Here is an 18,230-nt window from a genome sequence, read left to right as displayed (position 1 = left end):
TTTATATATTTTACATCCCACTCTATTCTTTTTTCCCAACTCACGGAATTTCTAACCGTTATCTGTGCTAATCCTGTCACTCCAGGTAACATCTTAAATCTTGTTTTAGCCCATTCAGGGTAATTTTCATAACCTTTATATGGATGATAAGTTACAGGTGGTCGAGGTCCCACTATACTCATATCTCCTTTGATTACATTAAATAATTGCGGAAGTTCATCTAAACTAGTATTCCTTAAAAAACTACCAATTTTTGTTATTCTTGAATCAGACTCACTTTTTATACTTAGTCCGTCACCAATTTTTTCAGCATTATTAACCATGGTTCTAAACTTAATAATTTTAAACGTTGTTCCATCTTTACCAAGTCTATCTTGTCTAAAAAAAACGGGACCATTAGAATCAATCTTAATTAAAATAGCTATTACTAAAAGCAATGGGGACAAGATGACTATCGCGAAAAAGCTACCTACTAAATCTAGTGATTTTTTTAAAAATAAATCTATCTTTTTCATACTTAACTCCATAATGCTTTGATAATTTCAATCACTTTATCTTGTTCTTCATCAGTCATCTTAGTATCACTCGGAAGACATAAGCCTTTCTCGAAGTATGCTTCAGATACTTCTCCACCAATCGCATCGTATTGTTCAAATACTGGCTGCATATGCATAGGTTTCCAGATCGGACGTGATTCTATGTTTTCTTTACTTAATGCGTCCATAATAATTACTGGCGTAACCTTATCTGATTCTAGTATAATTGCGCTCAACCAATAGTTAGCTCGCTCATTGTCTCGTTCTTTTATGAACGTAATCTCTTCAATATCCTTAAATCCTTCGACATAACGGTTGAAGATTTCACGTTTCTTCTCAACACGATCTTCTAGAACCTTTAATTGTCCTCGTCCAATACCAGCTAATACATTACTTAGACGATAATTATATCCAATATCTTCATGTTGGTAATGAACTGCTTGTTCGCGTGCTTGCGTAGCCCAAAAACGTGCCTTATCAATACCTTCTTTGTTATCAGATACTAACATCCCACCACCTGAGGTTGTGATAATCTTATTACCATTGAATGAATAGATTCCATAATCGCCATATGTCCCTGTCCATTGATCTTTGTATATAGTTCCTAGACTTTCAGCAGCATCTTCAATTAAGGGAACATTATGTTCTTCACAAATTGCTTTAATCTCATCAATACGTGCTGATAATCCGTAAAGGTGAACTACAATCACAGCTTTAGGTTTGTATTTCTTAAACGCTTCCCGTAACTTTTCAGGATCCATGTTCCAGTCACCTGGGGCTGAATCTATGAATACAGGTTTTGCATGTTGGTAAATAATTGGGTTGACTGTCGCTGAGAAGGTTAATGATTGAACGAATACAATATCGTCTTTTTCGACACCTACTGCTTTTAACGCTAAGTGAATGGCTGCAGTACCAGAAGATAAAGCTGCCGCATGTTGAATGCCTACCATATGCGCTAACTCGTCTTCAAATGAATTCACGTTTTTACCTAGTGGTGCAATCCAATTCGTATCAAATGCTTCTTGTACATATTCTTGTTCATAACCTTGTTGACTCATGTGAGGTGAGGCTAGAAAAATTCTATTCATTAAGGTATCCTCCTTATATTCTTTTAAAATAACCCAAACCACTTCTTACGTGGTTTCTTTGGTTGAATTGGTTTCTTTATATTCAATCGATCTCCATTAAAGATATCACGTGCGTTGTCTTTAAAGTATTGGACAGTTTCTTGCCCATATTCTTGACCTAACCGCTCAAATGCCGACTGTACATTCATTGGTCGGTGCTTCATATGATGAACATCTGAAGCTAATATGTGAGCAAGATTATGTTGAATCATTTGTTGACTGTTAGAGACGAGTGTCTCACCATAGTAACCTGAATAACTTGATGTTGTAATTTGCGATAAACACCCCATCTGGACTAGTTCATACAGAAGATGTAGATTGCTTGATAATTCATGGTTCCTTTCAGGATGCGCAATCACAGGTGTAATACCGTCATCGATTAATTCTTGTAAGACTTGCTTAGCATTGGAGGGTACTCTATCAGAAGGAAACTCAATCAAATAATACTTTCCAGCGGCATCTAGCGATAATAATTCCCCATTATACAAATCATCCAGGAACTTTTCGGTTAAACGAATTTCCTGGGATGCATAGACTTTTAGATTCACATTAGCTTGATTGTATGACTCTTGTAGAGTATTCACTGCTTCGAGTACATCTGCCTTATAATTAATATACTTTCCGTTACGATGATGAGGGGTAAGAACCATATATTCAACCCCTTCATCAATCGCTTGCCTGGCTAGTTCAATGGATTGTTCGATGGTTTGAGCCCCATCATCCACACCAGGTATCAGATGAGAATGTAAGTCGATGATCATGCGTCATCATCCTCTAAACCATAGGCGTAATAACCATACCCTTTTCCTTCTTCAAAAGGCACATTATTAATAACAAAGCCTAATATATTTGCTTTAACATTTTCTAAGGCTTGCTTGGCTTCTCTAACTAATTCTTTACGTGCGAAGTTTTGACGAGCCACTAAGATCACACCGTCGACTCTACTCGCAATAATTTGCGCATCCGTCACTGAATTAACAGGCGGTGTATCATAGATAACCATATCAAAGTTATCAGACAATTCTTGCATTAATCTTGCCATTTGAGGTGACCCAATCAATTCAGCAGGATTGGGTGGCATAGGTCCTGAAGGCAAGAAATATAAACCTAATTCCTTAGACTTTTGAACTACTTGATTAAACTTTAATTCTGGATTCGCTAATAAGGTTGTTAACCCTTGTTCATTATTCAACTTAAACGTCCGGTGAACAGTGGGCTTGCGTAGATCGCTATCTACAACCAATACGTTACGCCCAGTTTGTGCCATGGTATAAGCTAAGTTGGCAGAAGTTGTTGATTTTCCTTCCATCGGCATACTTGATGTAATCGCAATCGACTTGACTGGATTGCCCACTTGCGCGAACTCAAGGTTTGTACGTAAGGTACGGTATTGTTCCGAAATGATTGACTTCGGTTCATAATACGTAATTAAAGGTGCTCCTAAACGCTGTTCTTTTTCAGCTTTTTTTTGCTTGTTTCCAAATCCAAACATCTCTATACTCTCCTTCTTAACGGTGTATTATCCGATTCAATTCTATAACGGTTCTTCTTGACTTGTGTATTGGTCAATTCATTGATCTCTCCTAAGCGAATCAACCCCATATTAGTAAGATCATCAACTGACTTCACGCGCGTATCCATTAATTCTTTGATCAAGACAATACCTGCCATAATTATGAAGCCTAACATGCCGCCAATTAAGGCATAGATAATGATGCTTGGTGACACCGCATTAGGGTTATAGGATGCTGACGACATTACATAAATACCAGTTACATCATCACCATAAAGCTCCATTAAAGTATTCTCGAATTCTGTTATTATACTATTCACTATGTTTTGAGCATCGACTGGAGACTCCATTGTCGCAGATATATAGAAGGCTTGTGAGTTCTGAGATTGAGTGACACTAATGGCACCTCTCAGCTCCCCAATTGTAAAATGATTACCTAAGCTTTCATTTACAGCAGTTAACACGGCATCTCCTTGAATAATATCCGTATACGTATTAATTAAGTAGACATTCGATTGCAACTCGCTATATTGCATAGCTGTCTCTTGTCCACTACTTTGATTCACTAATAATTGCGCCTCTGATTCATATTTCCGGTCAACGAACAATAACATAAAGGCCACCGCTAATGCTGCACCGATTATCGTCATCCCAGCAATTCTTACAAAGTACTTACGAAAAAGATTCCACAAATCTAATAAACTAATTTCTTGTTCCATATATCCTCCACTAACTTCTTATTATTCAGCACTATGATTGGCGAAGTCAATAATCGCCTGTTTTAACTTTCTTGGATGTAAGTCATTTAGACTTTCAACAAACTCAACGGTTTCGCTGAGTGGTTTGTCCACGACTTTACCGATAAAGATATTCTCGTCAATTTGTTCTTCGACCAGTTCGCCGGATGTTAATAACTCTTCATATAATTTCTCACCCGGTCTGATCCCAGCTTCAACAATTGGAATCTCTGATTCCGTATGGCCGCTAAGTAGAATTAACTTGCGCGCTAAGTCTACTATCTTCACTGGCTCTCCCATATTCAAGATGAATACTTCACCGCCGTCTGCGTGTGCTCCCGCGAATACAACCAGACGACTTGCTTCTGGTATCGTCATAAAGTAACGGGTCATTCTAAAGTCGGTCACCGTGACGGGTCCGCCGGCTGCAATTTGTTTCTCAAAGAGTGGGATGACACTTCCTCGACTTCCTAACACATTCCCGAACCGAACTGCACAAAAGATCGAGTCACTTTGTTTATTCATTCCTGTGACGATGAGTTCAGCAACACGCTTTGATGCGCCCATCACATTCGGTGGGCGAACGGCTTTGTCCGTTGAGATCATCACCATCTTACCGACTTTAGCTTGGTCGACGGCTTTAGCTACATTGTAAGACCCTAGTATATTATTCTTTAAGGCTTCTTCTGGGTTCCATTCCATGAGCGGTACATGTTTATGCGCTGCTGCATGATAGACAATATCCACTTCTTCTTCTTTGAATAATTCATAGATACGCTCATAATCTTGCACATCCGCAATCACTGGAACGAACTCCGTCATCGTATCGAGTTGTTGTAGTTCTTGATAGATTAAGTAGATTGAGTTCTCACCATGTCCAATGAGTAGGACACGCTTTGGATTAAAGCGACTGATTTGTCGAGTGATCTCTGATCCGATGGATCCACCAGCTCCGGTGATCGCAATGGTCTTGCCTTCAATTTCTTTTCTTAAATGACTTTCATCCAATTGGATTTCTTTTCTTCCTAAGAGGTCACCAATATCTACTTTTTTAGGGCCATGATTCCTTTGATAAACTCCCGTAATGACATCTTCAACTTTAGGCATCTTATAGGGTTTAATATCATATTTGTTGAGTTCAGTAATGATTCGTTCATAATCTTCGGGCGTTAAACTTGGTATGGCAATAATTGCTCGATCAATGTCGTAGTCTTTCTCAATAGCTTCCAATTGTGATAGATCACCCGCAACTTTTATACCCGAGATACTTTTACCTTGTTTTTTGGGGTTTTCATCTAGAATCGCCACTACTTGTGTATCTTGTGGATTCCGTATGTGATTCTCTACGAAGAGTGATCCACCGTCACCTGCGCCAATCACAATAATTTGCTTAATATCTTCCGTTTGGGTACGCCGACTTTGATCTTTCAATAGGTAGATATTCTGCCAAAGAACACGTAAACCAATGCCGATAATCCCAGCTACAATCCCTGCAAGTACCATGAAGCGTAAAGCAATCATAAAATCGAAAAAGATGGTGATTAAACCACTTAAAGATCCACTCAGTACGAATGCCATGAATAGAGAGAATAAATCTCGTATGCCACTATAGCGATTAATCCGCATATTCAATTTAAACACACGACTGACAATTATATAGATAACAAAAGCTACAATTGTGAAAAGAAAGTACCCTTTTAATCTTGGGCTAATCATATTCCAGTAAAAGATATAGGCGCTCGCTGATCCAATACAAAGACAAATGAAATCTGCGAGTAACCAGACTATTGTTTTTTGAATATTGTTCATTTTCTCAATCCACTTAACAAATACAGTGGTTGAATTTTGTTTTTCCAATCGGTCACCAACTTTACTATTTTAATTCATTTATTATCTTTTATTAATGTAGTTGTTCTTTTAAAGCAGCTAATGAGTTTTCATCAATGATGTCATAGTAAATACCATCAATCATCTCACCTGTTCCCGTTAATTGATAAGTTTCGATTTCGATATTGGAATTGTAAGTTTTGTATAAATCGAATAATTGTGGCAAGCTTAAGTTTGTTTCAATATTATCTGATAAGGCAGAGAACATCTTAATATAGTTTGGTATTGATTCCAGTTCCGTTGCTTTTTGCATCACTGCTTGTACGATTTCACGTTGGCGTTCTTGTCTTGCGTAATCACCACCAGATGTATAACGCTCACGTGCATAAGCTAATGCCATATCGCTATCTAATTCGGTTGTGACTCCAGCTACGAAATCATAGCCTCCTATCGAAAAAGATGTCGGTGGTGTGACTTCAATCGTTCCAACTGCATCTACAATTTCCTTCAATCCAGCCATGTTAACTACGACATAGTTTTCAATATTAGTATCTAAGAAGTTGTTTACTGTGCTTAGGCTTAATTCTACTCCACCAAAGGCATATGCATGGTTAATTTTATCTAATCCATAACCTTCGATCTCAACATAGGCATCTCGTGGGATACTTGCAAGAATTCCAGTTTCTTCTTCCTTATTAATATCCATAACCATCATTGTATCTGAACGACCTTGATCCACTCTTCCTAAGTCTCCAGTGTCTACTCCCATAAATAACATCGAAAAATGCTCAGAAGATTCTGATGACTCTTCCTGAGCAGATACAAATGGGTTGGGACTTAATATTGAGGTAACCATTAATAATATAAGTAAAACATTACGGGTAAATTTCATCCTTTTTGCTCCTCTTGTATAGATTATCAATCCTTCGATATTAAGTTAATTTTTAATATTTTCTAGTTTTGATATTATTTTTGTATAGATTGTTTAATTTTACCTTAATTATACGCATAAATCTATGGTATTTAAAGGGGAAAATAGTTTATATCTCGTTGAAAACGATTAATATATCCCTATTTTATAATATAACAATAGTATCATTCATTTTCTATGGCCTTTTTGACTAATATTTTCCTATTGCTCATCCTATGATACTACAAATTTAGTCAACTCACGCATTCTCTCTCAAATTTACATAAAATTTACATTTGATATGAATCTTACAAATACAAAACGCCGACAGAATAATCTGTCAGCGTTATGTTAAAAGCTCTATTTCACTTCTTCAAGTGGTTATTTCTTTTTCTTAGGTCGTGATTGTACTGAAAATAAGAAGCCTACGCCGATTAATAATGTGACAACTCCGAACCACATAAATGATTCTTCACCCGTTGCTGGTAAATCTGAATCACCTGAATCTGAAGGTGTTCCTGGGTCTCCTGGTGTTCCTGGTTTTTTAGGATCTTCTGGAGTTCCTGGTTCATCCGGATCAACTGTGTTAACAAAGACTGGAATATCTCCATTAGCTGTTCGATAAGTGATATTTGCGATTAATTCATCGCCTTCACTTATTACTTCAACTGCAACTTTGTACTCAGTATTGTCATAAGTGACTTCGTCATCATTACCTTGTAATTCACGGATTGTGTACTCGTAAGTACCCGCTTCTGTGAATCTTATCGAACTGAATTGAACACTGCCATCTGCCGCATTATTAGCTGTTCCAATCACATTACCGTTTTGAATCACTACGAACTTAAATTCATTTGCTTTAAGTTCTCTACCTTCAAGTTCTTTAAGAGCTTGTAAGTTGACTGAAACTGATGGGTCTGGTGTTGGATCTGATGGTTTGTGCGTATTCGTGATTACTACTACGCCATCTACTAATTCAGTAGTTGTTTCGTAGCCCTCTGGAACACTCACTTCAGTAACTGTGTAAGTAATAGCTTCGCCAGTTGCATTGACTGCTAGATTCGTCCAAGTGTATGACCAGTTGTTTGCTTCATCTAAGACAACTGTCTCACCTTGGTTTTGACCATTGGCAACTAATTGCACTTCGATACTGTCAGGTCTGATGCCATCACGGTTCTCTTCATCATTCCAAACTTTATTCACTGTTAAGTCTCTGACTTCTGGTGAATACGTGTTTGTCAGAATGATATTTCCATGATTGTCATTATTGACAGTGACTTCATAGCCTTCTGGTGTATTTATCTCAACGACTGAATACTCGATGGCTTTACCATCAATATTTAATGGTAAACCTGACCAGCTTGCTGTCCAGTTATTCTCAGCGTTCAATTCAGCGGTTTGACCTTCAAGTGCTTCGCCGTCAGCTGTTAATTGAACTTGGATACTGTCTGGACGGTTGCCGTCTTGGTTATTCCCATCTTGCCAATCTTTTGTGACCGTTACAGAAGTTTCTTCTGGTGTATAACTATTCGTAATCACACCATCGACAATGTCAGTTGAGTAATCTGTAACAGTATCTTCCGTAATCGTGTATGTAATTTCTTCACCGTTCTCGAATACAGGTAGTCCTTCGAATACGTGTGACCACTCATTCGCTTCTGATAATTCAACAGCATCGATTGGTGTTCCATCCGCTAATAAGTTAGCAGTGATACTCTCTGGTCTTAAACCATCTTGATTGTCTGCATCGTCCCAAACTTTACTTACTGGGATATCTGTAACTGCAGGTGTATGTGTGTTTGTAATGACATTCACACCTTCAACAACTTCTTGCGTTGCTTCGTAACCTTCAGTAACTGTTGTTTCTTCAACCGTATATTCAATGGCTGTTCCTGATGCATTGACCGGAAGATTCGTCCATGAGTATGCCCATGCGTTTTCTCCATTTAATTCAATTGGATCTCCTAAAGCTTCGCCGTCGGCTATTAATTGAACCGTTACATTTGTTGGACGTAGACCATCTTGGTTATTAGCATCATTCCAAACTTTTCTAACGTTAATTTCATTGACTGCCACATCGTGAGTGTTTGTTACTGTAATTGTATTATCTTCAACATCACTAATTGTTGACGTATACCCTTCAGGAACATTTAACTCTGCGACTGTGTAGGCGATGGCTTCACCGGCAGTGTTCACTGCTAGATCTGTCCAAGTGTATGACCAGTTATTTGCTTCGTCTAGAACAATAGGCTCACCTTGGTTTTGACCATCAGCGACTAATTGTACTTCGATAGTTTCTGATCTTAAACCATCACGGTTCTTTTCATCATTCCAAACTTTATTCACCGTTAAGTCTGTAACTTCTGGTGTATAAGTGTTTGTCAGAATAATATTTCCGCGATCTGCGTCATTTACTTCTACTGTAAATTCTTCTGGTACATTTGACTCAACAACTGAATACTTAATTTCTGTTCCATCTGCTTTTAATGGTAAACCTGACCAGCTTGCAGTCCAGTTATTCTCAGTGTTCAATTCAGCTGTTTGACCTTCAAGTGCTTCGCCGTCAGCTGTTAATTGAACTTGGATACTGTCTGGACGGTTGCCGTCTTGGTTATTCCCATCTTGCCAGTCTTTTGTGACCGTTACAGATGTTTCTTCTGGAGTGTATCTATTCGTAATCACACTCTCAACAATTTCTGTTGAGTAATTTTCGACTGCGTCTTCTGTAATCGTATAAGTGATCTCTTCACCATTGTTGTAAACTGGAAGATTTTCAAATACTGTAGCCCAATCGTTTGCGTCGTTCAATTCAACTGTATCAACGACTTCACCATCCGCTAATAAATTAGCAGTGATACTCTCTGGTCTTAAACCATCTTGATTGTCTGCATCGTCCCAAACTTTACTTACTGGGATATCTGTAACTGCAGGTGTATGAGTGTTCGTTATAACATTCACACCCTCAACAACTTCTTGCGTTGCTTCGTAACCTTCAGGGATAGTTGTTTCTTCAACCGTATATTCAATGGCTGTTCCTGAGACGTTGACTGGTAATTCAGTCCAAGTTTGTGCCCATGCATTTTCTGCATTTAATTCAACCGGTTCGCCTAAAGCTTCACCATCGGCAAATAGTTGAACAATCACATTTGTTGGACGTTGACCGTCTTGATTGTCTGCATCATTCCAAGCTTTCTCAACTGCAACTTGTGTGACTTTTGGTGTATAGCTGTTCGTAATCACAACATTCGTTGGATCTTCTGCGTTAACAACAACTTCATAGTCTTCAGGAACATTCGTTTCAGAAACGGCATAGTTAATTGCTGCGCCAGCTTCATTCACTTTTAAGTCCGTCCAAGCATATACCCAATCGTTATCTGCATTTAATTCAACCGGCTCACCGTATAGTTCACCATTGGCTGTTAATTGAACTTCTATACTTTCTGGTCTGTTGCCATCTTGGTTATTAGCGTCATCCCATACTTTTCGGACGTTAATATCATTGACAGCCACGTCATGAGAGTTTGTTACTGTAATTGTATTATCTTCAACATCACTAATTGTTGATGTATACCCTTCAGGTAAATTAACTTCTGCGACTGTGTAGGCGATGGCTTCACCGGCAGTGTTCACTGCTAGATCCGTCCATGTGTATGACCAGTTATTTGCTTCGTCTAGAACAACAGGCTCACCTTGATTTTGATCATCTGCTACTAGTTGTACTTCGATACTTTCTGGTCTTAAACCATCGCGGTTTTCTTCATCGTTCCATACTTTATTAACCTTTAAGTCTGTGACTTCTGGCGTGTAAGAGTTTGTCAGAATAATGTTTCCATGATCTGCATCATTTACTTCTACTGTATATTCTTCTGGTACATTTGACTCAACAACTGAGTAAACAATCGCTGTTCCATCTGCATTTAATGGTAAGCCTGACCAGCTTGCTGTCCAGTTATTCTCTGCATTCAATTCAGCTGTTTGACCTTCAAGTGCTACGCCATCGGCTGTTAATTGAACTTGGATACTTTCTGGACGGTTACCGTCTTGGTTATTACCATCTTGCCATTCTTTAGTAACAGTGACTGATGTTTCTTCGGGTGTGTAGCTATTCGTAATCACACCCTCAACAATTTCTGTTGAGTAATCTGTAACAGTATCTTCCGTAATCGTGTATGTAATTTCTACACCGTTCTCGAATACAGGTAGTCCTTCGAATACGTGTGACCACTCATTCGCTTCTGATAATTCAACAGAATCGATGTGTGTTCCATCTGCTAATAAGTTAGCTGTAATACTGTTAGGTCTGATGCCATCTTGATTATCGGCATCGTCCCATACTTTATTAACTGGTACATCTTTCACTGCCGGTGTATGAGCATTTGTTATCACAATTACACCTTCAACAACTTCTTGCGTTGCTTCGTAACCTTCAGGAATAGTTGTTTCTTCAACTGTATATTCAATCGCTGTTCCTGCGGCATTGACTGGAAGATTTGTCCATGTTTGTGCCCATGCATTTTCTGCATTTAATTCAACCGGATCGCCTAATGCTTCACCGTCGGCCATTAGTTGAACCGTTACGCTTGTTGGACGAAGTCCATCTTGATTATCAGCATCGTCCCATAATTTATTCACTGTTAATTCTGTTGTAGCTGGAACATGTGTATTCGTCAAGACTAAAACGCCATCTTCATCGACTGAAACCGATGGTTCATAACCTTCTGGTAGGTTATTTTCTTGAACTGAATAATTTATTTGCTCACCGTTACCATAAACTGGTAAGTCGCCAAATGTATGCGTCCAATCATTACCAGCATTTAACTCAACCGGTTCACCGTATGAGTCACCATTCGCTGTTAATTGAACTTCAACACTGTCTGGTCTGAGGTCATCTTGATTATTCGCATCATCCCATGCTTTTCTAACACTAATTTCTGTTGGAATAGCAGTGTTTGTCACTGTTAAACCATTTTCAGATTTAGTATAGCCTTCTGGTACAAAGTCATTACCATCAGCATCAACTTCTCGAACTGTAAAGATATAGTCAGCTCCTGTTGTATCTTTAGCAACTAAGTTACCCCAAGTTACAGAAGTCGTTCCGCTTGGTAATTCTTTAATGTCAGCTTCTGGTACAGGTTCAGCTTCTCCTTCACCTACGTGACGATACAATTGGAAGTAGACCGTTGGTTTATTGTTCGGTGCACCTTCCCATGCTTTATTAGCCGTGACACTTGTTTTTTGCTTTTCATTTTGGATTACTAATGACGCACCTTCGACACGCTGGAAGTTTGCTGGGTTCCAACTACTATCAGCCATGTCAATAGTTACTTCACCAGATTCACCATAACTATACACAAAGTATAGCGGTGGTCCTGCAACATAATCTGGCAATGTAGAAATCTCAGTCAATATGAATCGACCTGCACGTTGCTCAAGTAATTGTTGTGTTCCGTCTGCTTTAGTTACAAAATCAGCCACATGAACAGTACTGCCTGAATTGTTCAATCTTTGAAGTTTGAACGCTACCCCTTCAATTGGCTCGTTGTTATCAGCATCTACCTTTTTAAAGTTTAGGTCTAATGTACGTCCACTTCCCCCACCACCATAGAACCATTGTTGCGTTAGCACGGTTTCAGTTGTAGAAGAAAGTACTTTACTATCAGTACCACCTGTTAATTTTACAGTATTACTTATATTATAGAATCCAATTAAATTTGGATTTAATCTTGTTGAGTATCTCACACTGTATGACTCATTAATATTTCCTAAGTCAATTGTAAAGCTACGATTATCATCTGCTACGTCAATTTTATAATCACTTAATGGGTTACCTGAAGCATCAAGCAAGACAATCGAATTTTCAACATATGTATGATTTTGACTCAATGTATCAGATATCTTAGCATTATTGATTGGTAAGCCAAGTGGATTAACTGTTAATTTCCAATCAACGTTTTCAGTATCATCATTGACTGTTCCAGTTTTTCCATTGTTATTGTTCGTCCCATCAGCAAAGTAATCAATGTATGCACCATCTTTGACTGGATCATGTCCTGTATTGCTAAGTTCTACTTCGTTTGTATATCTATCTAATTTCTCGTTAGCTGATGGATATTCTAGAATTTCCGTTTGGAAAGTAACGATGTATTGGTAAGCCCCATTAGGTAAGCCAACCGTGAAGGTGTTTTTTTGAGTGTCATCAATAACAGACTCCCCGGTTACATTTCCTCCGCCTACACGTTCAACATTAATTGTTCCTGCCACTAATCTTTGATCAGCCGGAATTGTGTCTGTTAGTACTGCGTTCTGTAAGTTAACCAAATTACCATCAGTATTGGCCGTGATTTTCCAGTTAATACGCGCTGGATCTGTCGATTTATCAATACTTATCGCATCTTTTTGGACACCTAGTCCTGGCTTTGGTATTGTCCCTTCTGCCGTTTGACTTCCACCTAGATATTCAGCTACCGCAGTGTTCTTAACTTCTTGTATCTCCTCTTCAGGTGATAAAGTCGTAGAGTAAGTTAATTGATATGGTGCTGCGTTCAACCGACCCGTTGAGATTGTAAAGACTCCACCACTAGGTTCTGAAATAGTAAATTGTCCAGTGACATCACTTTCTCCACTCGTAACTTTAATATCACTAATTGTTACTGTTGACGGTAAATTAGTATCTGTTAATTTGAAGTTATGAATAACATTGCTATTCGTGTTAAAGTCAATTGTCCAATTAACTGTTTTGCTACCGTCTTCGTTAATGGTAACTTCACCTTTTTTGTTGACTCCTGGGTCACGTTTTCCTAATTCATAACCAGCGGACTCTTCCCCACCTTGCCAGATAACTGTCGCATCATTTCTCTGCATAAGGTTCTTATCATCATCGGCTGTTGTTCGGTATGTCAGAACGTAACGTGCATTCGTATTTTTATTAATATCTAATTTAAAACCATTATCTGTTTTATTAAACACATAATCATTAAACGGTTCTCCATTCTCTGTCACTACTAAAGACCCATCAACATAGCTTATGTTTTCACTAGTGAAGACATCTTCAATTTTTGGATTCTCCAATAAAATACGACTGTTATTAAATGCAACGACCCATTCTATTTCTTGGATCCCTGTTTCATTTAATACGTACTTACCTTTTTTATCGATACCAGCCTTTGGTCCTACCTGATTGAATCCTATATCAACTCCGATACCTATTCCCGTACCTTCATCAAATATTAATTCAGCATCGTTTGCTATCTCTGGTTGCTGCATACCTAAGGTTGTATAATATGTAATATATTCAAATTTATACTCGTGTGGTCCAGCTTCGGTTACACTTAAATCAAAGCCGCTGCGTCCATCAGGATGAGTATAATTTTGAACGTTGTAGTTACTTACTTCAACGCCATCTTCAAATAGCTTTGTATCTTTAATATCAAAAGTTAAGTATTCCCCATTAAAGACATCCTTGATGTTAATTGTAGAGATATCTACTCTTTGAGAATTCATGGTAATTACCCATTTAATATAAGGTCTACCTTGGTCATCAACAAGCTGTTCCCCAACTTTCCCACCTGTTGGAATTGTATTAACTGTCACAGATGCATTATCTGAATTTGGTTGAGGTAAATCATCAGTAATGGTATTTGTCACAGTATCATTTAAGCCAATCGGCACAATTGATTGGAACTCAATTAAGTATGCTTTCCCTTCAGCATCTAGCCCTGGGAAAGAAACAGCCCCATCTTCACCTACTACTGGTGATACTGTTATCTCATTACGACTGATCACATTCCCATCTATATCCGTATCAACTTCATAGACGACAATTTTATTTAAATCAATCTCGCCGTGAGATAAGCTATCTGTTAAAGTCACAGATCCTAAAGACTCTTTGCCGTAGTTATATTCTACTTGCCATGCGATTCGATCACTTTTACCGGATACTAGGTTTCCGTTTTTAGTAATTATAGGCAAATCACCTGACCATGTTCCTGTGAAATCATCATTGACTGTGGTTTGATCTCCATCTAAATTAATAATCGCATTGTTATTAAATGTATGTGTCCCGCCACCTTCTGGACGATTAACTGTTGTCGAATATGTAATATCATAAGCGTCTTCGATTGAACCTAAGCCCAATTCGAAGCCAGTCTCCGTTGTTGTCACTGAAAAATCAGTCACTGATTCGCGACCAATTTCTTCATTATTATGGTTACGAATAATTCTTTCTACAACGAAACTACCATCAACAATAGATAATCCTTCTCCAAATTGATCAATAATCGTTGCATTTTCGAAACTTCCCATAGAGTCGTTTGCACGAACTGTCCAATCAACAAACTCTGGGTTTCGATCAACGCTAACTTTTGATTCGCCATCAAGAATATAACCAAAGCCAGCTTCTTTTAAATCTGTCCCTTCATATTCTTGTTGCTCAGCACGTACCATTACTGTGTAAGAAGTACCATCACTATAGGGTACTTCAACAACCACTTCTTCAGTTGTTTCAAATATCTCAGTATTAAATTGTGTTTTTATATTCACATTTAAAGAGACATCATCTAAACCGCTGACCGCATCATTAAAAGTGATAACTACTTCTTCACCTATGATACTATATGTCGCTACCTCTACCCCGCCTACTATAATCGGTTGGTCAGTAGCATTACCTATAGTGGCTATTGCTGGATAAGGCATTGAGTAAGTATCTCCGCCTACTATATCCATGTCATTAGGTATTGTTATTTCATAAACCATAGAAACAGCATTCATATCATTTAGGTCAACTTCAATGTTAGAACCATTTTCTATTGATACTAGGTTTCCATCTTTATCTAAATATGATAACTCAAAACCTGTAGTTAAATTCGCATCAATAGCAGCAAAAAGACTTACTTCCTCTGACACTGCCAACATTGTCACTTCTGGTTGGTTAGTCTTTGTAATAACATCGCCATTGGCAAATGTGAATACCGCTTCAGCATATACAGCTTCAGAAACTTCTTCACTAGTATCTGCAGATGTTAAAGTTAAGTTTGTTGGTAAGTTCAATCCATTTGAATAGATTGTACTTTCTGGTGTAACTGAATAAGTTGCTACACGTGTTCCTTCATTATAAGACCAGCCATCATTTAAGCTTGAGTCGAATGATAATGATGAAGGGATAGTCGTAGAAACTGTAATGTCTGTGACAGTTGATTGTCCAGATCCATTCCCACTTCCAATGTTTTCAAATGATAAATTATAGGCGATTTCCGTCTGTTGGGCGGGACCTTCGTCATCGTCCTCACTTGAACTGCCTTCTTCTGAGTAAGCGACACTTGTAGTTAAACGAGGTTGACGTGTCACAAAGTTATAGTTTCTATAATCAGTTTGTGCAATGATGTTACCATTTTGGATAACTTCAGCTTTTACTGGAATTTGTGTCCCATGTCTCATTGAACCGTTATCAAAAGTGTTTAATGATAAAGTTGTAACCCCATTATACTCTTGCGATAAGTCACTTAAGTCATATTCAATGATTAAGTTACTTCCACTATTGTTTACAGAGCTTGCTGCTCGGTTAGCATATGGGAAGTACGCCCCATTGTTGTCATAACCAGCGATATGTTGAGAATCTACTGTAAAGCGTAATAGCGCACCTTCAAGTGCTGCTTCAGAGTTCACTACACGTACTGGCACTTCAAACTCACTACCTGTGTACAAATTATCAGTCACTGCTGATTCAAAGCTAATTGAAGTGACTGGATCTTTTTCCTCTTCTTCAGATTCCTCTGATTCTTCAGACTCTTCAGTTTCGACCTCTTCTGGCTCCTCTTGTACCTCTTCAGGTACTTCGCCTGAGCTTTCAGGCTCAGCGGGAACTTCCTCAGGTAATGTTTCTTCTACTGTAGGTTCTTCGTAGACTTCTTCAGGAATTGATTCTGGCACTTCCTCAATAATTGTCTCTTCGGATACTGATTCTGTGCTCACACTAGTCTCAACAGCCGATTCTTGAGCATAAACTGTACTGATTGCTACTATTGGATCTAATAAGACGTTTAAACTAAGTAATACAACTGTTAATATACTAATTTTTCTATTCATTAATCATTGCTCTCCTTTTCTTACCATTATTAACATATAAATCCAACCAAGTTTCCAAATTCAATCAAACTACCGATGATACTGATAAATTTTGATTTTAATCGCGAATATTTTACTCCTTTCTTTGAAAATACCTATCACATAAATCGTCATCATTCCCTAACTATCGGTCTTATCGAGTTGATTTTCTCGACATACATTAAAGTATAGCAAGGAATTTTTTTAAAAAATCATCATGATTTTTACCTTCAATATAATTTTTCGCCAATTCTAAATCCTCGTTCGGATTCTTTATTATTAATAAAAGCTTTGTTGTCACTTAGCAGCTCGATCCTTTTAAGTAATAATGTATCATTATTATAATACAAATTTTTAAGAAACTAAAGAAACTTCTCTTATATAAATAAACGCTTTTTAACTTGCCTGTAAACAATTTGCGGGGCGTCGTGAGGTGACTCGATGGACCGTATTTGCGTTTGCGGAGTGTCGTGAGTGTGAACGACGTACCGTATTTTAAAATGCGAAGTGTCGTGCGCTAACACGATGAACCGCATGTCGATTTGCGGTTCGTCGAGCCGGTGCTCGACGCCCTTTTCTATTGATCAAATCGAAAAAAGTCACCCTGTCGGATGACTTTTCTTTATCTTGATAGCTTTAGGAAGCTTTTTGGTGCTTGGGATGTGAATCTCACTACTTTTCCTGTACTTGGGTGAGTGAAGGCGATGGTAGTTGCGTGCAAGCCGAGGCGTTTCAGCGGATTCGTTCGTGCGCTGTATTTTTTATCGCCGGCAACTGGGTGGCCGATGTCTTCCATATGAACACGGATTTGGTTTTTGCGTCCTGTTTCAAGTTCAACCTCCAATAAAGAATAGTTCGCACTATTTTGCTTTTTCTTGAAGTGGGTAATTGCGTGCTTGCCACCGTTATCGTAGTCGTTTGAATAGACTTTCATCGTTTTACTTTCGGTTAGCCAAGATTCTATCTTCCCCTGGGGTTTGCGAACAACGCCTTCAACCAACGCAGTATAGATGCGTTCTTTGACAATCGTGTGCCAGTTTTCTTGCAATTTTTCTTTAACTTCTTCGGTTTTGGCGTAAATCATTACGCCGGATGTGTCGCGATCAAGGCGGTGCACGACGAAGATACGGTTACGACGGTTGCCTTCTTGGACGTATTTTTACACGAACGCTTGTTAATCAAGTAAAGAAACATATTTGTCGCAATGATTATTGCAATTCAACATGTTTAAAACGATTTTTTCAAAGTTTGAGGATAGAAATTATTAATTTACTTATATAGTTTATGGTATTGTATTTGCTAATGATGAGTGGAGATATTTTTGATATATATTTATAGACTGATTTTCTTCTAGGCTCCTAACATGACAAGCTTAGTGCATAATTTATCTAAACGCTTTCCCATTTCATTTAAGTATTAAAGACATGGTAAAAGTAGAGTAGTTTTATAATTTTTTATGTGTTATATTATATAAAATAA

Annotated in this window: 8 protein-coding genes and 1 pseudogene; all 9 read right to left on the bottom strand. The window is 38.1% G+C overall.

The window, feature by feature from the left end:
• On the bottom strand, window positions 1–515 hold a 515-nt coding region (locus HW423_RS09690), incomplete at its 3' end, for a sugar transferase (RefSeq protein WP_218931709.1).
• Between the two features lie 2 nt (window positions 516–517).
• Window positions 518–1,627 (bottom strand): DegT/DnrJ/EryC1/StrS family aminotransferase, encoded by a 1,110-nt coding sequence (locus HW423_RS09685; RefSeq protein WP_218931708.1) that lies wholly within the window; start codon window positions 1,625–1,627, stop codon window positions 518–520.
• A 23-nt stretch (window positions 1,628–1,650) separates the two neighbouring features.
• Entirely contained in the window at window positions 1,651–2,427 is a 777-nt protein-coding gene (locus HW423_RS09680; RefSeq protein WP_218931707.1) for a tyrosine-protein phosphatase, read from the bottom strand.
• Window positions 2,424–3,158 carry a CpsD/CapB family tyrosine-protein kinase gene (locus HW423_RS09675; RefSeq protein WP_218931706.1) on the bottom strand — a complete coding sequence of 245 codons (735 nt, stop codon included), beginning with the start codon at window positions 3,156–3,158 and terminating at the stop codon, window positions 2,424–2,426. Before HW423_RS09675 ends, HW423_RS09680 begins: the two co-directional genes overlap by 4 nt.
• Before the next feature lie 2 nt (window positions 3,159–3,160).
• Window positions 3,161–3,898 carry a YveK family protein gene (locus HW423_RS09670; protein WP_218931705.1) on the bottom strand — a complete coding sequence of 246 codons (738 nt, stop codon included), beginning with the start codon at window positions 3,896–3,898 and terminating at the stop codon, window positions 3,161–3,163.
• 21 nt (window positions 3,899–3,919) lie between these two features.
• Window positions 3,920–5,725, bottom strand: a complete 1,806-nt coding sequence (locus tag HW423_RS09665; RefSeq protein ID WP_218931710.1) for a polysaccharide biosynthesis protein — start codon at window positions 5,723–5,725, stop codon at window positions 3,920–3,922.
• 91 nt (window positions 5,726–5,816) lie between these two features.
• A complete protein-coding gene (locus tag HW423_RS09660; protein ID WP_218931704.1) occupies window positions 5,817–6,635 on the bottom strand; it encodes an LCP family protein in 819 nt (272 codons plus the stop codon).
• Window positions 6,636–7,034: 399 nt separating this feature from the next.
• On the bottom strand, window positions 7,035–16,733 hold the full coding sequence (locus HW423_RS09655; protein WP_218931703.1) for a Cna B-type domain-containing protein: 9,699 nt from the start codon (window positions 16,731–16,733) through the stop codon (window positions 7,035–7,037).
• A 640-nt stretch (window positions 16,734–17,373) separates the two neighbouring features.
• Window positions 17,374–17,889: pseudogene (locus tag HW423_RS09650) on the bottom strand (RluA family pseudouridine synthase); the annotation flags it as partial.
• Between the last annotated feature and the right edge of the window lie 341 nt (window positions 17,890–18,230).

This window comes from Ruoffia halotolerans, from assembly GCF_014049385.1.
Classification (GTDB): domain Bacteria; phylum Bacillota; class Bacilli; order Lactobacillales; family Aerococcaceae; genus Ruoffia; species Ruoffia halotolerans.
Note: the sequence above shows the minus strand (reverse complement) of the source record. Positions and strands in the feature narration are given on the sequence as shown.